General features: G+C 41.4%; 16 protein-coding genes. 13 read left to right on the forward strand and 3 right to left on the reverse strand.

All coding sequences use genetic code 11. The features are described 5' to 3' along the window. The 6 genes from uvsE to I6N90_RS14230 all read left to right on the forward strand — a co-directional run bounded on the left by uvsE (position 1) and on the right by I6N90_RS14230 (position 8,142). On the forward strand, positions 1–1,023 hold the full coding sequence (uvsE, locus tag I6N90_RS14205; RefSeq protein WP_197936259.1) for a UV DNA damage repair endonuclease UvsE: 1,023 nt from the start codon (positions 1–3) through the stop codon (positions 1,021–1,023). A gap of 22 nt (positions 1,024–1,045) precedes the next feature. Then, positions 1,046–1,864, forward strand: a complete 819-nt coding sequence (locus I6N90_RS14210; protein ID WP_197936260.1) for a sulfite exporter TauE/SafE family protein — start codon at positions 1,046–1,048, stop codon at positions 1,862–1,864. A 119-nt stretch (positions 1,865–1,983) separates the two neighbouring features. Continuing rightward, positions 1,984–2,838, forward strand: a complete 855-nt coding sequence (locus tag I6N90_RS14215) for an inositol monophosphatase family protein (RefSeq protein ID WP_197936261.1) — start codon at positions 1,984–1,986, stop codon at positions 2,836–2,838. 103 nt (positions 2,839–2,941) lie between these two features. After that, the gene (locus tag I6N90_RS14220) at positions 2,942–4,084 is read left to right on the forward strand and encodes a PQQ-dependent sugar dehydrogenase (protein WP_232242995.1); all 1,143 of its coding nucleotides are present in this window, start codon (positions 2,942–2,944) and stop codon (positions 4,082–4,084) included. Positions 4,085–4,181: 97 nt separating this feature from the next. Beyond that, positions 4,182–7,298, forward strand: coding sequence for a GNAT family N-acetyltransferase (locus I6N90_RS14225; RefSeq protein ID WP_197936263.1), 3,117 nt, complete (start codon positions 4,182–4,184; stop codon positions 7,296–7,298). Beyond that, positions 7,285–8,142, forward strand: coding sequence for an amidohydrolase family protein (locus tag I6N90_RS14230; protein WP_197936264.1), 858 nt, complete (start codon positions 7,285–7,287; stop codon positions 8,140–8,142). Before I6N90_RS14225 ends, I6N90_RS14230 begins: the two co-directional genes overlap by 14 nt. A gap of 350 nt (positions 8,143–8,492) precedes the next feature. Here I6N90_RS14230 and I6N90_RS14235 read toward each other — a convergent pair whose 3' ends face one another. Then, on the reverse strand, positions 8,493–9,311 hold the full coding sequence (locus I6N90_RS14235) for a DUF6060 domain-containing protein (protein WP_197936265.1): 819 nt from the start codon (positions 9,309–9,311) through the stop codon (positions 8,493–8,495). 86 nt (positions 9,312–9,397) lie between these two features. On the opposite strand from I6N90_RS14235, the gene I6N90_RS14240 reads away from it, so the two are divergent. Both I6N90_RS14240 and I6N90_RS25460 read left to right on the forward strand, forming a co-directional pair. Next, positions 9,398–9,865 carry a hypothetical protein gene (locus I6N90_RS14240; protein WP_197936266.1) on the forward strand — a complete coding sequence of 156 codons (468 nt, stop codon included), beginning with the start codon at positions 9,398–9,400 and terminating at the stop codon, positions 9,863–9,865. 451 nt (positions 9,866–10,316) lie between these two features. Continuing rightward, the gene (locus I6N90_RS25460; protein ID WP_442950962.1) at positions 10,317–10,499 is read left to right on the forward strand and encodes an IS3 family transposase; all 183 of its coding nucleotides are present in this window, start codon (positions 10,317–10,319) and stop codon (positions 10,497–10,499) included. Positions 10,500–10,631: 132 nt separating this feature from the next. Here I6N90_RS25460 and I6N90_RS14245 read toward each other — a convergent pair whose 3' ends face one another. Together I6N90_RS14245 and I6N90_RS14250 are read right to left on the reverse strand one after the other, a co-directional pair. Continuing rightward, on the reverse strand, positions 10,632–11,942 hold the full coding sequence (locus tag I6N90_RS14245; RefSeq protein ID WP_197936267.1) for a glutamate-1-semialdehyde 2,1-aminomutase: 1,311 nt from the start codon (positions 11,940–11,942) through the stop codon (positions 10,632–10,634). Between the two features lie 125 nt (positions 11,943–12,067). Beyond that, the gene (locus tag I6N90_RS14250) at positions 12,068–13,144 is read right to left on the reverse strand and encodes an LCP family protein (RefSeq protein WP_197936268.1); all 1,077 of its coding nucleotides are present in this window, start codon (positions 13,142–13,144) and stop codon (positions 12,068–12,070) included. Positions 13,145–13,465: 321 nt separating this feature from the next. Between I6N90_RS14250 and I6N90_RS14255 the strand changes: the two genes are divergently transcribed. From I6N90_RS14255 to I6N90_RS14275, 5 genes are all read left to right on the forward strand, one after another. Beyond that, entirely contained in the window at positions 13,466–14,494 is a 1,029-nt protein-coding gene (locus tag I6N90_RS14255; protein WP_197936269.1) for an ABC transporter ATP-binding protein, read from the forward strand. Beyond that, positions 14,491–15,285 (forward strand): ABC transporter permease, encoded by a 795-nt coding sequence (locus I6N90_RS14260; protein WP_197936270.1) that lies wholly within the window; start codon positions 14,491–14,493, stop codon positions 15,283–15,285. Before I6N90_RS14255 ends, I6N90_RS14260 begins: the two co-directional genes overlap by 4 nt. A 6-nt stretch (positions 15,286–15,291) precedes the next feature. After that, positions 15,292–16,083, forward strand: a complete 792-nt coding sequence (locus I6N90_RS14265) for an ABC transporter permease (RefSeq protein WP_197936271.1) — start codon at positions 15,292–15,294, stop codon at positions 16,081–16,083. Positions 16,084–16,104: 21 nt separating this feature from the next. Then, positions 16,105–16,575, forward strand: coding sequence for a thioredoxin-dependent thiol peroxidase (bcp, locus tag I6N90_RS14270; protein WP_197936272.1), 471 nt, complete (start codon positions 16,105–16,107; stop codon positions 16,573–16,575). A 199-nt stretch (positions 16,576–16,774) separates the two neighbouring features. After that, entirely contained in the window at positions 16,775–18,115 is a 1,341-nt protein-coding gene (locus I6N90_RS14275; protein WP_197936273.1) for a polysaccharide deacetylase family protein, read from the forward strand. The last annotated feature ends 59 nt before the right edge of the window (positions 18,116–18,174 follow it).

Here is an 18,174-nt window from a genome sequence, read left to right on the forward strand (position 1 = left end):
ATGATCGTTAGATTCGGCTTCGTTGCGATGAGCCTGTTGCTCGAAAATGCGTCACCATCACGAACTATGACCTATGCGACGCTTTCCAAGCTCGATGATCGAGAGGCAGGCATTCGTAAACTGGAACGAATCGCGGAGGAGAATTTGCAAAGTACACTCCGTATTTTGAAACATAGTAAAGCACATGAAATAGCGATGTATCGATTTTCCTCTAAGCTGATACCACTTGCAACACATGAAGGAGTAGCACCTTGGAATCCCTATGAGGCGCTAGCTCCAGCATTTCGTGAAGTTGGCGGGTTCGCCAAAGAGAAGGGGATTCGCGTTTCCTTTCATCCAGATCATTTTTGCGTTTTCAGTACACCTCGGCCTGAGGTATTGCAAAATTCGGAGAAGGATTTAATTCATCATGTTCGAATGCTGGAACTAATGAATCTGGATGAAACGGCTAAGAACAACATTCATATGGGTGGTGCTTATGGCGACAAAGTGGTTGCAAGTGAACGTTTCATCGAGCAGTTTAGTCGGTTATCGCCCACTTACAAACATAGAGTTACACTCGAAAATGATGACAAAACGTTCAATGTTAAAGAGACGCTAGCGGCTGCAGAAATTGTAGGTGTACCTATGGTGCTGGATATTCATCATCATGCTGTCAATCCGGGAGACATTCTAGAGGACGAGCTCATCGAAGCGCTTTGGCCCCGCATTGATCATACTTGGCAAATAGAACGAATACGATTAGGATTAGCAGACATAAGTCAGCTTCCCCCTAAGATTCATGCATCCAGTCCCAAAAGCCTCTCAGACCCGAGAGGCCATGCTGACTTTGTAGAGGCGGAACCGCTGCTTCATTTTCTTAGAGGTGCGGCTCGTACAACTTCCTATCTAGATTGTATGCTTGAGGCGAAAAGTAAGGATGCTGCATTGCTTCAGCTGATGAAGGATATGAAAGAGCTAGAACAGAATGGACAAGGTGTCCGCGTCATAGACGGTGGAACGATAGAAGTTACTCCTCTGTAACGAAATAAGGTGGTTTCTCATCATGGAATGGATCATATTAGTTCTTATTGGTGTAGTTGCAGCTATGTTCGGCAGTATCGTAGGGCTAGGTGGCGGGATCATTATTGTTCCCGCTGTTCTTTTTATCGCCCCATCGTTAATTGGCGAGCCAGTAGACCATGCAACTGCGGTTGGTATTTCCCTCACTGTACTAATCATAACGGCACTTGCCTCAACACTTACCTATGCAAAAAGAAAAATAGTCGACTTTCGAACAGCAATGTTGTTCTTCATTACAAGTGGTCCCGCAGCAATTATAGGTTCAGCTGTAACAGGATATTTGAAAGCGGGTACATTTCAACTTGCTTTCGGTATATTTATGTTATTAATGGCAGGCTTACTTATTGCTAGAGATTACATGAAACCTTTTACAAAAGAGTGGCCTGTCGTAAGATCAATAACTGATGCTACTGGACAGACACATACATACAGTTACGGGATTGTACCTGCGCTTGTAATCGGTTTTGGAGTTGGACTTATTTCGGGATTATTCGGTATCGGTGGGGGCTCATTATTTGTCCCATTGATGGTTCTTCTATTTAGGTTCCCACCGCATATCGCAACAGCAACGTCAATGTTTGTTATTTTTCTGTCTGCTATATTGGGAAGCGGAATGCATGTTGCACTCGGAGAAATAAATTGGCTGCTTGTACTAGCACTTGCACCGGGTGCATGGATTGGTGGGAAGTTAGGGGCTTGGATTGCGCTTCGAATGAGTGGCAAGTGGTTGCTCTGGCTGCTTCGTGTTACGTTGCTACTATTAGCAGCACAGCTGATTATAGAAGGCATTAGTAAGCTATAAACTAGCGGAATTTAGCTCGTCTGTGCGAAACTTGTAACAAACTTCATACGTATTATAATAAGATATGCAGTGTTAATAAAATCCAAATCATATAAACAGAGCAAGGGGAGTGATAGAGCGTGAACGAAGGAAACAACGCTTTTGTTGTAGGCGGCAAGAGCTTCACAGCTGTCGCTATCAACTGCGCTGCGAAGGCAGGAGAGTGGATTACTTCCAAGCTTGGTAATCACTCAAGTCTTCAAACGAAGCATTCATCGCATGACCTTGTCACAGAAGTGGACAAGGGTGCCGAACGACTCATTCGCAACTTGATCGGAACACACTTTCCTCACCATTCATTCCTTGGTGAAGAAGGCGTTGAGCCTGGACCGGAAGCTTCTGTACAAGCTCTGGAAGAAGTCAGCGATGCAGAATATTTATGGATCGTAGATCCAATCGATGGAACAACAAACTTTGTACATGGTTTTCCTTTTTTCTGTGTGTCAATAGCACTTGCTTACAAGGGAGAGGTCATCGTCGGAGTTATTTACGATCCGATAAAGGATGAGCTGTTCGTAGCCGAAAAAGGTAAAGGTGCATATGTGCATGGCAAGAGAATGAGAGTTTCTAGCGACAAAACATTAAAAGATAGTTTGATCGCTACAGGGCTGCCTGCAGACCAGCAGTATGCATTGCCGCTTAACTTGAGAGGAATTCAGCAAGTAGCACCAGAAGTTCGTAATTTGCGTATTGTAGGATCTGCTGCTCTTCATATGGCGTATGTAGCTGCTGGACGTCTATCAGGATTCTGGGAGATTGGATTGAACAGTTGGGATTTGGCTGCGGGTGCACTACTAATCAGTGAATCTGGTGGCACAGTGACCGATACAAAAGGGGCTCCATACACACTTAGCGTTCGAAATGTGACAGCGACGAATGGTCATATACACGATGAACTTCTTCAGAAACTTGCAAAAGTAGAAGCAAATGAATAGGACAAGACTTAATAGAACATGACTGAATGGACAACATGCGGCAGCTAGTGCGTAATGTTGTCTATTTTTTTATTACCTTTTAAATGAGAAGGAGATGATAGTTTTGTTGTATCGGAATGTAAAGCTAGCGGTAGTAGTGATTGGAAGTGCACTTATCGTAACAGCGTGCAGTAATGATAAAGATGTCACGCCCCCAAATCAAAAGAAGGGGGAGGAGGCTGTTGCAACAAAGGTGCCTACACAACCTGCGGAGAGTGCAAGCCCAGCAACTGTAGAAGGCGATAATGTCGTTATTGGTTCAGGACTTCGAATTCCTTGGTCGATAGAGTTTGCTGGCGATACGATTTATTTGAGCGAACGAGAAGGTACGATTATGAAAATTGCGAAAAAAGAACTTTCTAGACAAACAGTTCGTCTAACGAAGGCAGTTCATCATGATGGAGAAGGCGGGTTTTTAGGATTTGTTCTTTCGCCGGACTTCAATGATACTGGGCTCGCTTTTGCTTATCATACGTATCAAGATAACGGGAAAACGTTGAATCGTGTCGTTATGTTAAAGCAAGAAGGTGCTGAATGGTCAGAACAACGTGTTTTATTAGATAAAATACCTGGGGATCTCTATCATAATGGCGGACGCCTTGCTATTGGACCTGATGGTTATTTGTATATAACAACTGGAGACGCAGAGGAGAAAGAACTTTCTCTTAATAAAGATAGTCTAGCAGGCAAAATATTACGAATGAAGCTTGATGGATCGATTCCAGCGGACAACCCGTTCCCTGGTTCTTATATGTATTCCTATGGTCATCGCAACCCTCAGGGACTTGCTTGGACGAAGGATGGCGTTATGTATAGCTCGGAGCATGGGCCATCAGGACGACCAGGCGGACATGACGAAATTAATGTGATCAAGCCTGGTGATAGCTACGGCTGGCCCGCTATTATCGGGGATGCTAAGCAGGAAGGAATGATCACTCCGATTTATCACACGGGGGAAGAAGCAATTGCACCTTCGGGTACGATTATTGATGACAAAGGGCGCATACTTATCGCCGCCTTACGTGGTGAAGGAATTTACTGTTATACGCCAGAAACTGGCCACATGGAGCTATTCTATAAAGGATATGGACGTATCCGTGATCTCGAACTGCGTGACGGAAAGTTATATTTTATAACAAATAATCGTGATGGGCGAGGTCAGCCATCGAACGTAGATGATCAACTTGTGGCTATACAATATCAATAATCGTTTATAGTCAACTAATACCTATCTCCTTACGATGTAGAATGATAATCTAGTGTAATATACAGAAAATTACAACGTAAATGAGGTGCGTACAACTATGAATCCAATCACTATCGTCCCTTACCACCCTGATTTGGCTGGCCAAGTAGCAGATATGTGGAACAACAGCCGTGACAGTTGGGGAGACAGCAACTCGATCTCAACTGCAGAACAGGTTAAGCAGGAAGAATCGAGTTCGGACTCTCTAGCACTCTACTTGGCAATGGATGGTGAGAAAGTAGTCGGCTATTGCAGCTTAGGGGAATACCGTGAAGATACGGGAGCACTTTATATCCCTCTGCTTAATGTACGTCCTGATTATCATGGCAAAAAAGTAGGTCGTATGCTGCTTGACTGCGCACTAACCAAAACGATTGAACTTGGTTGGCCACGACTTGATCTATATACATGGGCAGGCAACACAAAGGCTGTTCCGTTATACAAAAAGTTCGGTTTTTTCTGGGAAGATCGTGACGATTGTACACATTTAATGAACATGATACCTACAGTGCTTCGTACAGAAGCTATCGCTCACTATTTCAATGAGCTTGACTGGTATCAAGATTCCATTAGAGACATTGTAATCGAACCAGACGGACGTAAAGAAAATGAATTTGATTATTTCGCTTACTCATGGGCAAAAGGGTCAACGAAGTTGTGTGTAGAGTTTGAGCGGCTTGGTCGTGGTATGCGTCTGATCGAGACAGATGATTATTTGATCTCTGCTGAAGTAGAAAAGATGGAGCTGGTTTTTGGACGGGAGTATCAGATTTTATATCGTATCACGAACAAATCAGGCAAATCGCTGCAGTTATCGTTGAGGGGTGAAAGCAGTGAAAATATACGTTTCGATTATGAGCACAATGTTGAGGTAATAGGAGAAACGACGCTAACAGCAACCTTTTTTGTTGACGAGATCAAGGAAGAACAAAGTGTCTGGCGTACGCATCCTCGTGTCAAAACAATGTTACTGATTAATGGTAAGTCAGCGCTGTTTCAAGTTGGAATAGTTCCCAAGTTTCCTGCTTCTTTGTCGTTGCAAGTACATGGGCAAACGTATATCGGGCAAGCGGCACCACTTTATCTCGATGTGGAAAATAACTTTGCTGAAGATGCGGAGATTTCATTCCAATTGCCTTCATCTTCATTTCTTAAACTTAAGGAGAATAGTTATAGCCTTCATATGAATGCCAAACAACGGATTTCACTTCCCCTTTCTGCTGACTTGCTGCAACACGGCTTTTATGAAGCGGATATAGTAATAACAGCTAAACGATCAGATGGAAGTTCCGTCTCTTTTGATAAGAAAATAGGTGCTGCATTTCCTGGATTAGGTGTTATGTTGTCAGGGGAAACGGAGCAAACGTGGCAAATTCATAACGGACGTTACACTCTCTCCTTAAACAAAGACGATAACGAGATTACCGTATCTTGTGGTTCTGGCAAATCTACTAACCTCAGTTATCCGAAGCTCGGCAAACCGTTTTCAAGTGAATTTTCCAAAAAACGTGCTGAGCAAGTCGTTTTCACACAGGAGCAAGGAGCAATCGGCATAAATGTTACGTATCGGTCAAGTTCATATCCACAAATCGAGCTGATGGAAAAATCGCTGTTGTTCGGCGATGGTACGGTCGAGCACGTAATCGAGATAACGAATCTTTCAACTAATATAGCAGCTTCTGAGCTTTGGCTTGCGCAAGGCTTTGGACATCATCTGCAGCGTCCAATATTGCCATATCAAGGTCGATATGTTGAAGTACCAGCATCTTATGGCAGTGAATATGAATATTGGGACGGAGAGCTTTTTAGTGAAAATTGGCTGTTTTCTAGAGATGAAGAGGGCCCGTGGGGGATTTGTTGGCCAGAGGAGTATCTCATCAATTTTCAATATTGGAATGTTTCTCTAGAAACGAATCTTGGCACTCTAGAGCCGCGTAGCAGCAAAAAGTACGGACCAATCTACCTCACTCATGGGGGTTATCCGAGTTGGAAGGAGTTTCGTGCATTTGCACGTAAGGAAGCTCTTCAAGCTGATCTATCGTTAACATCACATCTGGAGCTGACGGCGAATAAACGAAACCCATTTGTCATAGCGGATGAAGTTGATATACAGGTGAAAGAGTATAAAATGCAGTATTTGGAAGGGGAGTTAATTGCTTCGCTACAAAATGGAGCTTCTTCCAAGCAATCGCAGCTTATTACTGAGGACGAGGAGAAGGCGGAATCGAGCTTTACTATATCCCGTTGCGAGAGCTCATATGACATCGTAAATGTAGATGGACGATTTGCTACACATGAGATTCAATTGCGAACCGCAATTTTCCCAGTTGGTCATGGCAAAGTGAAAATGGAGTGTACGGAGGAGCAGGGAGAACAAGTTTTTGTGGCGGACAACGGTCTAATACAAATAAAAGCAGCTCCGAATTTCTTTTCGTCACTTTATTCGTTAGTCAGCAACGGTCAACAATGGCTCGCAAGCTCATTCCCGAAAAGGCAGCCTAAATCATGGTGGAATCCATGGGCAGGTGGGGTTGGCAATTTCATTGAAGAACTAAGTGCTTACTCCATAGTTAAGGAAAAACGAGAAGCTTCTTTTGCCGAGCTTGTCGATAACAGAGGGAACCTTTGGCAAGGCATTAAGGTTAGTTATTCCGTACAAAAACAAGAAAAGTATCGTGGTCTAACTTGTCATCAATACTTTTTGCTTATGCCGGGAGTGCCTGTACTATGCCATACGGTGCAAATTGTTCAACATACGGGAACCTATTTCGCTGGGAAGAGCTGGAGTACTGATATCTTTTTACAAGCAGAAAGTAACGGGGATGAGGTTAGGCTCAAGACAGTTGGAGTATCCGGTGAGGAACTGAACTACAAGCTGGGACAAGGCGGATTGTCCGTTAACGAAGTTTCCGACTATGTAATATCCTCACCATCAAGGAAAGAGCAATTGCACATCGTAACGGATCAGAGTGCAGCAGAGCTGGATGTGTACTCGAATAAGGAAGTCGTATGTGCTTCCGTTGTACGGGAGTTAAACTTGCCAGACAACAGCGTTATGTTTACACCACCTGTCTTTTTCTTGTTTGCTGACAAAATGATTCCAGCTGATTCCTTGACTGAATTAAGGGCATTAAGATTTGACGACAAAGGGAGGACAGACAATGAAGATCATTGATGCACATATGCATTTGTCTCATATTGAAGAGTTCAAGCGTACAGCTAAAGAAAAATCGTTTGTAGATTATTCTGTTAGAGGTATTTTGCAAGAGTATGCGGAAAATAACGTCGTATTAGGAATCGGTATGGGGCTGACGGAAACGAAAGCAGATGGTTTCCCTGATGCGGAGTCTGTTACACCGATGGGGCTGGATCTAGCTGATGAGCTTCCGCCTCAGCTTGTCTATTGCCTCGGAATCAATCCTTTTAAACTGGATGCTGCTGCACTGGCTAGAATTAAAGCAGATATGCAAAAGCCGAATGTTGTTGGACTGAAAATCTACTTAGGCTACTATCCTTTTTTTGCGTATGACAGTGTTTATGATCCGATCTACAAGTTAGCTGCCACATACGGGATGCCTGTCGTATTCCATACGGGTGATACATACTCGGAGCGGGGATTATTAAAGTATTCGCATCCACTTGCCCTGGACGAGGTAGCTGTAAAGTACAGAGATGTTAACTTTATGATGGCTCACTTTGGAGATCCATGGGTGTTAGATGGGGCAGAGGTCGTATATAAAAACCGCAATATGTTTGCTGATTTATCAGGCTTAATGGTAGGTGACGAAGCGAATTGCGAGCGGTTAAAGGACTCTCCGCTCTTTTTCTCCCATCTGCGACATGCCATTACGTATTGTGATCACTATGAGAAGTTCCTGTTTGGAACGGATTGGCCGCTTGCTCCAGTGAAACCTTATATTCAATTTGTGAAGGAGCTTATTCCGGTAGAGTACCATGAGGATGTATTTTACAAAACGGCACTAAAGGTGTTTCCGAAGATAAAGTCGTTGGTTGAGTAATATACTCAGCTACAGGATCATATTGATTGAATAAGATAGAAGAATTGATTAGAAATTATTAAGAATTAAATTAAAAAGGATCCACCTATTATGGACTGCTAATAGGTGGATCCTTTTTATTAACTATCTTTCTCTGTCAGCGTGATATGTAAAGTTCCATAGCTGTTTGGATGAACATACCAACGAATATATTGCATGATTCTAATAAAGTAATTTGAATCTTTGCTAATAGTTGTCGCACAGCATATTAACCTCATAAATTCTTCCGAAAATAATATTTTAGCTCAAGCTCTGCAGAAGAGTCTTCTACAAAGGTTGAGCATAAATACAAATTTAATTTAATTTAAGTTTTAGTTTTGTAGAGGCAGACCTGTAGTATAGTCAATAAGTAGGAAATAACCAGCTGCATTACCAAGTGGTGATTTTAATGGGCGAGTCACATATCCGTATTCTGTACCGAGTAAAGTGTCAGTGTTATTATAGCGATGCCAATGTTGTAAATCACCAGTATCAGTTTTCATTTTTGGATGAAATCCTACGTATGCTTTTTTTCCGGGAGGTATAGGATAAGTGTATGTTATTTGTTCTGAAGTTGCGGATGAGTAGTTGTAGCCAGCAGCTGCTTGCACAGCATCTTTTTTAATTGTATTGTTCACATTAGCGCCAAAGGTATGTGTTTTAGTAATAGTATACGTTACAGCAAGCGGACAATGAGTTGTAGTATTACACAAGAGTGGTTCACTGACTGCCGCGTATGGATCGTAATGTTCGTATGATCTATTAATAATAAACTTGTAGTAATAAAGGTTAATAGTACCACTTGTCGGATAAACGTTATTAATAATAGTGCGTTGTGAAGCTGATTCGAAATATTTAGCAGTTTGTGCTAGATATAAATCTTCTTCTAATTTGTTTTTTTCTAATTCGGATTTCTGTATCTCTGCTTTATAAACCTCCATAGGAACTTCTACTAATCTACCATCTGGATCAACTTCATATACTGCCAAAATTACGTTCCCTGTTTTTGGATCATGAAAAGTATTCGCCTGATGAATACTCTTTTGTACTGTATTCAGTTGTTCACTTGAAGGCGATTCACTTGCATAGATAACAGTACTAAGACTAAACATGAGGCAAATCGTAATAAGTACTGAGCTAAACTTTTTCATTATTCACCACTCCATCTATTGTATTTTTGTTACAAATAATATAATATATTGAAAAAAAAGATATGTAAAGAGGGTGGCTAAAAGGTATGAAGAGATTGGTTATTATGATAGTTTTAATTATTGTTACACTCTTGATATCAAGTTGTAATAAGGTGTCCGAACAAAAATGGTTTGAAACAATAGATGAAACTATTCAAAAAGGATTAACAGATTCAGATTCTATTGAAATACAAAGACTATCAATAGAAAATGAGATAATAGTTCTTTTTAAACTAAATGATGCAGATGCCGTTGGAATAGGCAGTGTAACGGTATCTGATAAGGGATATAGTTGGTACCCAGGGATACATCCTTTTAACGCTAGTTTCCTACAACTTGATTATCAAACAGAATCTAAGAAAGTTATTTCGTTAACAATAGGCAAAGTTAGAGATGTAACAATAAAAGAAGTTATACTAGAAGGAAAGCTAAATAACTACGAATTAAAAGTAGTTAAGGGATATTACATTGGAACCAATATAGAACCATTTTATATGTACAAGAGCCTGCCATAGGAAAAAAGTTTTCTTTAAACATTCCCCTACTCAAACAGATGCGGAATAATCTTATAACAAGTAAAAGTATAAAACGGTTGCAACTGATGATAAACTCACATACAGAACTGAACCGTTCCCCAAAAATAGACATTAGCCCCCGGTGATAATCTAAATTATTTTAGGGGGCGTTTGGCATGGCGACAAAAGGGAAAAAGTTAAAAAAGTATAGTCAAGAGATGAAATTGAAAGCTATTAAAATAAAACTACAAGTAAAGACATAACGCCAAAATGTAGAAGAACCTGGTATAGATAATAGTGATTGTGATAAGACTTAGATGCGTATGTATAAGCAGTTTAGCATTACAGAGAATCTATTAAACTCTGATTTCACAGCTGACCATTCATTGTATTACACACGTTAGAAAGAGTATTTAATAAACAAAAGAATTGTGGACAAATACTCAGTTGATTGTACGTAACGATCAACTCAGTATTTGTCTTATGCTTACCACGATATGCTACCACAGATTCATGCCCAAATCAGCCTGTCTATAATGAAGAACGAATCAAGAAGAAACTAAAGAAGCTGACTCCGGTTGAGTACCGTCGTCAGCTTGTGATCAATGGCTTTATTCGTTGTCTACTAAACTAGCGCTTGAAAAATTGCATCGGATATACCCAATCTCAATACTAAAGGGGTACACTTCATAGCGGTTATCAAGGGTTTTCTAGTGATTCAGAGAAGAGAAAATCAAATGCTCCTTAACCGCATTTTTAAGTATTTTTATAGTGCAGCCATCGCTTTGCTCGCCGCTTCAATCGTAGCATCAATATCCTCATCCGTATGAGCAATTGTCATAAACCATGCTTCATATTTGGATGGTGCTAGATTGATGCCTTGATCAAGCATAAGTCGGAAGAACTTGCCGAATATTTCACCGTCAGTGTCTTGAGCTTCGTCATAGTTCGTGATCGGGTGGTCACAGAAGTGAGCAGAGAAGGAGCCACGAATTTGATTGATCGTAAGCGGTATGCCGTTCTTCTTCGCAGCTTCGTTAAGTCCCGCAGCAAGCTTCGTCGATAGTGCATCCATACGTTCGTAAATGCCTGGTGTTTGAAGAATTTCAAGACATGCGATACCAGCAGAGATTGATGCAGGGTTACCTGCCATTGTTCCTGCTTGATAAGCAGGACCTAGTGGAGCAACCTGTTCCATAATTTCACGACGACCGCCATAAGCGCCGATAGGTAGTCCGCCGCCAATGATTTTGCCAAGCGCAGTTAGATCTGGTTCAACTGATGCATGATTAGGGAAGAAGCTATATGTTTGAGCCGCGCCGTAATGGAAACGGAAAGCACTGATTACTTCATCGTAAATAACGAGTGCACCAGCATCTCTTGTTAGCTTGCACAACCCTTCAAGATAGCCTTCATGGGGCATAACCATACCGAAGTTGCCAACGATAGGTTCCACCATTACAGCCGCTGTATCGTCACCCCAACGCTCTAGTGCTACAGCCAAAGCATCTAGGTCATTAAATGGAACAGTAATGACTTCATGTGCAATGCTTGTCGGAATGCCCGCACTGTCTGGAATGCCAAGAGTGGAAGGGCCAGAACCAGCCGCAACTAACACTAAATCGGAATGCCCATGGTAGCAGCCTGCGAATTTGATGATTTTGTTGCGTTTTGTATAAGCTCTTGCCACACGGATTGTAGTCATCACAGCTTCAGTTCCTGAATTAACAAAGCGAACCTTATCTAACGATGGGATCGCTTCTTTCATCATGCGAGCAAGCTTTATTTCTAGCTCAGTAGGAGTTCCGTAGAGAACACCATCTTGTGCAGCACGTACAATTGCATCTGTTATGTGTGGGTGAGCATGTCCTGTAATAATTGGCCCGTAAGCAGCCAAATAGTCGATGTAACGGTTATCGTCCACATCCCAGAAATAAGCGCCTTCAGCACGTTTCATAAATACAGGTGCGCCACCACCAACAGCTTTATAGGAACGAGATGGACTATTCACTCCACCGACAATATGTTGAAGTGCTTCTTGATATAGTTTTTCGGAAGTTGGTCTGTTTGAACTCATTATTCCATTCCTTTCAAAAAAGAAGTTTTTGTACAAGCTGAGGACAGCCTACTCGTTAGTCGAGTAGGCTGTCCATGAACATTGGGACTAATTGTTAACACAATATAACTCAAAGCTGAATATTGTTATCTGCTCGAACTGCTGTTGAGTGACTCCCCAGAAGTACTTGTGCTATCGCTATTGCTTTTACCATCTGGAGATGGTGATTCAGTTGGAGGAAGCATCGTGTCATCCTTAAGTAGAACTTCTTGTACGTAACCAATGAGCGCATCCGTATCACGAATACTAATAACTGATGCACCGCCAACATGCGTTTCGCCTACAAGCTCCATCGGAGGAATTTGGGCTGTGCCGCCAATTTGGGTCTCAACGCCAAGTTGTCCTAACTTAAGCATGTCGCTGACAGATAAGTTAGTTTCAATATAAGGAGACACACTCTCTAATATCTTTTTCATCTGTACGATGTTCCAAGTCGATTTCATCTCTTTGGCTACTGCTGTAAGGAAGTTCCGCTGTCTTTCTGTACGAGTGAAATCACTCATCGCATCATGACGGAAACGAACATATTGCAGAGCTTTATCGCCATCAAGCAATTGATATCCTTTTTTTAAATCGATATCATAACGATTCCCGTCTGCATTATCACGGTATCGCATATCTTTTTCGACTTCAAAATTAACACCGCCAATTGTGTCAATTAATGCTTTGAAGCCTTCAAAGTCGGTATATACAAAATATTGAATTTCAAGACCAAGAAGATTACCGACTGTTTTCATCGCAAGTGGTGGTCCACCAATTGTAACAGCGGTGTTGATTCTTCCATCTCCATGGTCTGGAATTTCGGCATACGTATCACGAAGGACAGAGAAGAGATGTCCTTTTTTCGTTACAGGATCGATTGAAGCAACTAGGATAGAGTCTGAACGTGCAATATCTCCGTCTTTGGCATCACGTGCATCGCCACCGAGCAACATAATGTTGACGCGTTCCGTTCCTTCCCATTTCGGCACTTCCACAACATTTTTGGGTTCAACCACTTTGAAGATGGATTCCTCAGGTGTTTTTTTGAAATTGTCTAAAGCACTATATATACCAGCGCCCCAAATGATCGCTGCTGTTAAAATACCAGCAGCGATGATGGAGAGGATAATGATTAGCCATTTCCATCTGAATTTTTTCTTTTTTTCCGACCCTGTACGCATTGCGTTTATTGGTCTCCTTTCAAGTGCGACAAATTAGTTTAATTCGTTCATGTAAGTAAGGTGGAAAGCATTGGTTATATGTGTGTACATGCGAAAGAGGTATCTGCGATCGATTTCGATGATTACAGATAATGGCGACTGTTCGCAAATACAGGCGCACACTGTGCATGCACCATTTACGCATATAGATAACTGATGTATGATTACATATCATAAAATTATAAAGCTCTTGGTAGACTTGTTGCAAGTTTTATCGTTTTGGGCATAATAAAATCGTTATTTCCCAGGAAATGTCGATAGGAGAGGGGTTGCTACAACACAATGTTAGCAATTGATGTTAAAGATCTGCGCAAAGATTTCCGTGTGCAGAAAAATAGAGAAGGATTGTCTGGTGCACTGCAGGATTTGTTTAAGCGAGAATATAGAGAAGTTCGTGCCGTTAAAGATATTTCATTTCAAATTCCGCAAGGTGAGATTTGCGGATATATTGGTGAGAATGGGGCAGGGAAATCGACAACGATTAAGATGCTTACAGGCATCCTTGTACCAACTGCTGGCGAGCTTAAAGTGAATGGTTATGTTCCTTTTAAAGATAGGGAGAAATTTGTTAACGGCATTGGTGTCGTCTTCGGACAACGTTCCCAGCTATGGTGGGATATCGGCGTTATTGAATCGTTCCAACTACTTCGTAAAGTATACAAAGTGTCCGAACCTGATTTCCGTAAGAGGTTAGACAATTTGGTTGAGCGCCTTCAGCTTGGAGACTTATTAAACAGACCCGTTCGTAAGTTAAGTCTAGGCCAACGGATGCGCTGTGAGCTCGTTGCGTCTTTATTACACAATCCGTCTATTTTGTTTCTGGACGAGCCTACCATTGGACTTGATATTGTTGTTAAGACCGAAATTCGGGACTTCCTTATGCAAATGAACAAAGAAGAGGGCACAACTATCCTGCTAACGACACACGATCTGCAAGATATCGAAGCACTATGCTCGCGCGTCATTATGCTTGATGATGGCAAAATTATTTATGATGGTGGACTAGATGATTTGAAGACGAAGTGGAGCAAAGGACGCGAAATACAGTTCCAATTCGGAAAACAAACACCTCTAGACAAGCTTAAAGCTCTGACCGATGGAATTAATGCAAGTTGGACAATCGAAAACGATATGACTGCGAAGCTGTTTGTTCCTCATGAAGTTAGCTTCTCAGATGCGATGGCTAGAGTTGTAGGCGGTGCTGACATTCGGGATATCAAAATCTTCGAAACGAACACAGACGATATTGTTAGAAGTATCTATCAATCGGGATCTGCAGAGGCAACGAAGAAAGAAGTCGCTTCATCATGATGAGCGCTTATATCGATTTTATCCGCATTCGTTTTATTATGATGCTTGCATACCGAGTTAATTATTATAGCGGTATTATTATTTATGCGATTAATATAGGTGCGTATTATTTTCTATGGCAAGCGATCTATGGGGAACAGGACACACTTGCAGGGTTTACAGTAGCTCAGATGACAACCTACATTGCGGTGTCATGGATGGCGAGAGCTTTTTATTTTAATAATTTAGACCGCGAGATAGCCAATGAAATTCGTGATGGCAGCGTTGCTGTTCAACTTATTCGTCCTTACTCTTATCTCCTTGTAAAGATGATGCAAGGTTTTGGGGAAGGTTTGTTCCGACTGCTGTTGTTTATGGTTCCGGGACTAGCTATCGTTTGTCTCATCTTCCCGGTATCTTTGCCTACTGATCCTGCCGTGTGGCTTATTTATCTCGTTATGTTGTTTTTCAGCTTTTTAATTAATTCTCAAATCAACATCTTAACGGGACTTTTTGCATTCTTTGTGGAAAATAATGAAGGTATGATGCGGATGAAACGCGTTATGGTTGATTTATTTTCTGGAGTAGTAGTTCCGATCGCCTTTTTCCCTGGGTGGTTGACTGGTATTATGGAGTGGTTGCCATTCCAAGCGATAACGTATTTGCCAAGCTCAGTATTTACAGGTCGAACTCCGCTCAATGAAGCGGCAGGCGTTTTTTCTATTCAAGTGATGTGGTTTGTAATATTGCTTATTCCAATCTGGCTAACATGGCGTGCAGCGCGTAAGCGACTGATCGTGCAAGGGGGGTAAGCGAAGATGAGATATGCATCATTATTTTGGGAATACATTAAAAACTATGCGAAGACAAGACTAACATACCGTGCGGATTTCTGGATTGAAGTTATTTCTGATCTATTGTTCCAAGGGATGAATTTGATCTTTATTCTAATCGTGTTCCAACATACACCGACGCTTGGCGGTTGGTCCCAGTTAGAAGTTGTTTTCGTATACGGCTTCTTCATGATTCCATATGGCGTGTTTAGCACGTTCTTTAGTATTTGGAACTTTAGCGAACGGTATATAGTGAAGGGCGAGATGGACCGTGTCCTGACACGGCCAGCCCATAGTTTATTTCAAGTGTTGTTCGAAAATGTTGATCCACAATCGCTCATTGGTTCGTTCGTAGGAGCGGGCATAATGGCATATTGTTGGTCCCAAATGGGTTTGCCGTTTGAAATAGTAGACTTACTCATTTTACTCTTGTTTGTATTCGGTGCAGTACTCATTTACGCAGGTATTTATACGGCGCTTAGTGCCATCTCATTTTATTCAGATGCGCCTACAGGGATTGTTCCGCTTATGTATAACATTCAAAACTACGGACGTTATCCCGTTAACATTTATAATAAAATGATCCGATTCGTACTCACTTGGCTGCTTCCATTTGCGTTTGTTGGTGTCATTCCAGCGTCTTACTTCTTAGAGAAGAAAACAGATGATTTATCGCAATTAGCGATGCTTACACCTGTAGTGGGTATTGTCTTCTTCAGTTTAGGTTTGGCGATCTGGAACCATGGCGTGAAGAAATATCGCGGGGCAGGTTCGTAAGGAGAAGGGAGGAAAGTAATAATGTCACTCCAATTAGGAAAAAAAGCTCCAAAGTTCAAACTCCCTGCTTCGAATGGGGAGATCATTTCGCTAATGGACTTGCGCGGGAGAAATGTCGTTATATTCTTTTACCCGAAAGATATGACGCCAACTTGTACAGAGCAAGCTTGCGATATGCGAGACGCTTATCATCAGTTCAACGATGAAAATACGGTTGTTCTTGGTATTAGTCCAGATCCTATCAAATCGCATTTGAAATTTATTGAGAAGAAGGAACTTCCTTATTTACTCCTCTCTGATGAGGGAAATAAAGTTTGTGAGCAGTATGGTGTCTGGCAGATGAAGAAGCTGTACGGAAGAGAATATATGGGCATTGTTAGATCAACTTTCTTGATCGATGCTTCCGGTAATCTAGTTCGTGAATGGCGTAAAGTAAAAGTGAAAGGCCATGCTATTGAAGTACTTAATGCAGTTAAGGAATTAAAAAAGTAGAATCATTATGGTAAGGAAATACATCATTAATAATGAAGAGGCTTAACGCATCGTTTCGAATGCGTTAAGCCTCTTTTTTTGTTGCTATTAACCAAATTAATATTAAGCGATGTTGTCATTTACTAGAATAAAGGTTCATATACTCTATCAATTCGATGATGTGCAATTATTTTGATGATAGAGAAGGGTGGCAATATCGATGCGGAGATTCGTACAAGCATCCATTTGTTTAGTCGTCATTTGGTTCGGTATTTTGGAAATTGGCAGTGGAATGCTTGATAAGAGCGAGGCAGCTAGAGAAAATAAAGAAGGTTATACGACTAATTTGGTCTCCTATCAATATGAAACAAGACCTTTGTTAGGTGAGCCTAGTCAGGCTATTGATGAAGTTACGTTAGCTAAAGAAACGAAAGAGAAAACGGTGACAACTGCTAGAGACGAAAGTAGTGAATCTGTGGCAGGTCATGCGAATCTCGTTTTTAATAAACCCCAAGAGGGGAAAATCATTTATTTAACATTTGACGATGGACCAAGCAAGCATACACCTGAAGTTCTTGATATTTTAAGGCAAGAGGATGTACGTGCAACGTTTTTTCTTCTTGGGGAACATGTGCTTCAAAATCCTTCAATCGCGAAACGAATCGTAGAAGAAGGTCATGCAGTTGGCAATCATTCTTTTAATCATAAATATGATCAATTGTATGGAAGCTTCGACAAGTTCGCCGATCAAATTATGCAGACCGATGACGCGATTTATGAAGCAACTGGTATTCGCACAACTTTACTGAGAGCGCCGGGTGGTACTCATACTAATTTTGACCAAGGTTATTTCGATGCACTTTCTGAAGCGGGTTATCGCGTCCATGACTGGAATGTTGACAGCGGTGACTCAAAGCGTAGAGGTGTGCCAGCAGGAGAGATTATAGTGAATGTAAAAAGTTCTAAGCTTCCAAATACGCTTAATGTATTGCTGCACGATAGTGTAGGGCATGAACAATCGGTTAAGGCATTACCTGAAATTATTAGCTATTACAAAGGACTTGGCTACCGATTTGAGATATTGAATGAAAACGTAAAGCCGATGCAGTTCCAAACAGCAAAACGTTTGAAATGGGAAAGAGATCCAGTTACAAATAGACAACAGAAGAAGTTACAAAACTTTGCGAATAAGTTGATTGTTAGTGGTGAGCGGACACTTTCCAAGCTGGAGGGGCCTGCATTAATTGTAAATCGTGGAGATGAGCAATTAATACTTGGGGCGGAGGAATATAAGCTTATTGATGGTTCGATTCATGTGCCATTGCTCAAGCTTACGGAGTGGTTAGGTGGTGAAGCTGAAGTTGATGAGAAATCGGGTATAGTAGAAGCTAATCTTCAAGGTAAAAGTGTGTTTTGGCTAGCAGACGCAAGATCAACTTCCTCTCATAAATCAGTTCAATTAATTGATGTTCCGATTAGAGCAACACTTGGTGAGTTCGGCATCTCGATTGCGGACTATGTCTATAACAACGATCAAAGAGAGGTCTGGATAAAAGAGTAACAGAAAGCTATGTAAGATTGGAATCTAGTAGGTCTAAATTATGAGTAACCTGGGGAAAC

Origin of the sequence: Paenibacillus sp. GSMTC-2017 (genome assembly GCF_016019935.1) — a bacterium.
Lineage (GTDB): Bacteria > Bacillota > Bacilli > Paenibacillales > Paenibacillaceae > Pristimantibacillus.

Coding starts and splice junctions, on each gene's coding strand:
- bcp (WP_197936272.1), top strand. CDS start 16,105: ATGTCACTCCAATTAGGAAAAAAAGCTCCAAAGTTCAAACTCCCTGCT.
- uvsE (WP_197936259.1), top strand. CDS start 1: ATGATCGTTAGATTCGGCTTCGTTGCGATGAGCCTGTTGCTCGAAAAT.
- I6N90_RS14255 (WP_197936269.1), top strand. CDS start 13,466: ATGTTAGCAATTGATGTTAAAGATCTGCGCAAAGATTTCCGTGTGCAG.
- I6N90_RS14230 (WP_197936264.1), top strand. CDS start 7,285: ATGAAGATCATTGATGCACATATGCATTTGTCTCATATTGAAGAGTTC.
- I6N90_RS14275 (WP_197936273.1), top strand. CDS start 16,775: ATGCGGAGATTCGTACAAGCATCCATTTGTTTAGTCGTCATTTGGTTC.
- I6N90_RS14265 (WP_197936271.1), top strand. CDS start 15,292: ATGAGATATGCATCATTATTTTGGGAATACATTAAAAACTATGCGAAG.
- I6N90_RS14225 (WP_197936263.1), top strand. CDS start 4,182: ATGAATCCAATCACTATCGTCCCTTACCACCCTGATTTGGCTGGCCAA.
- I6N90_RS14210 (WP_197936260.1), top strand. CDS start 1,046: ATGGAATGGATCATATTAGTTCTTATTGGTGTAGTTGCAGCTATGTTC.
- I6N90_RS14250 (WP_197936268.1), bottom strand. CDS start 13,144: ATGCGTACAGGGTCGGAAAAAAAGAAAAAATTCAGATGGAAATGGCTA.
- I6N90_RS14245 (WP_197936267.1), bottom strand. CDS start 11,942: ATGAGTTCAAACAGACCAACTTCCGAAAAACTATATCAAGAAGCACTT.
- I6N90_RS14235 (WP_197936265.1), bottom strand. CDS start 9,311: ATGAAAAAGTTTAGCTCAGTACTTATTACGATTTGCCTCATGTTTAGT.
- I6N90_RS14240 (WP_197936266.1), top strand. CDS start 9,398: ATGAAGAGATTGGTTATTATGATAGTTTTAATTATTGTTACACTCTTG.
- I6N90_RS14260 (WP_197936270.1), top strand. CDS start 14,491: ATGATGAGCGCTTATATCGATTTTATCCGCATTCGTTTTATTATGATG.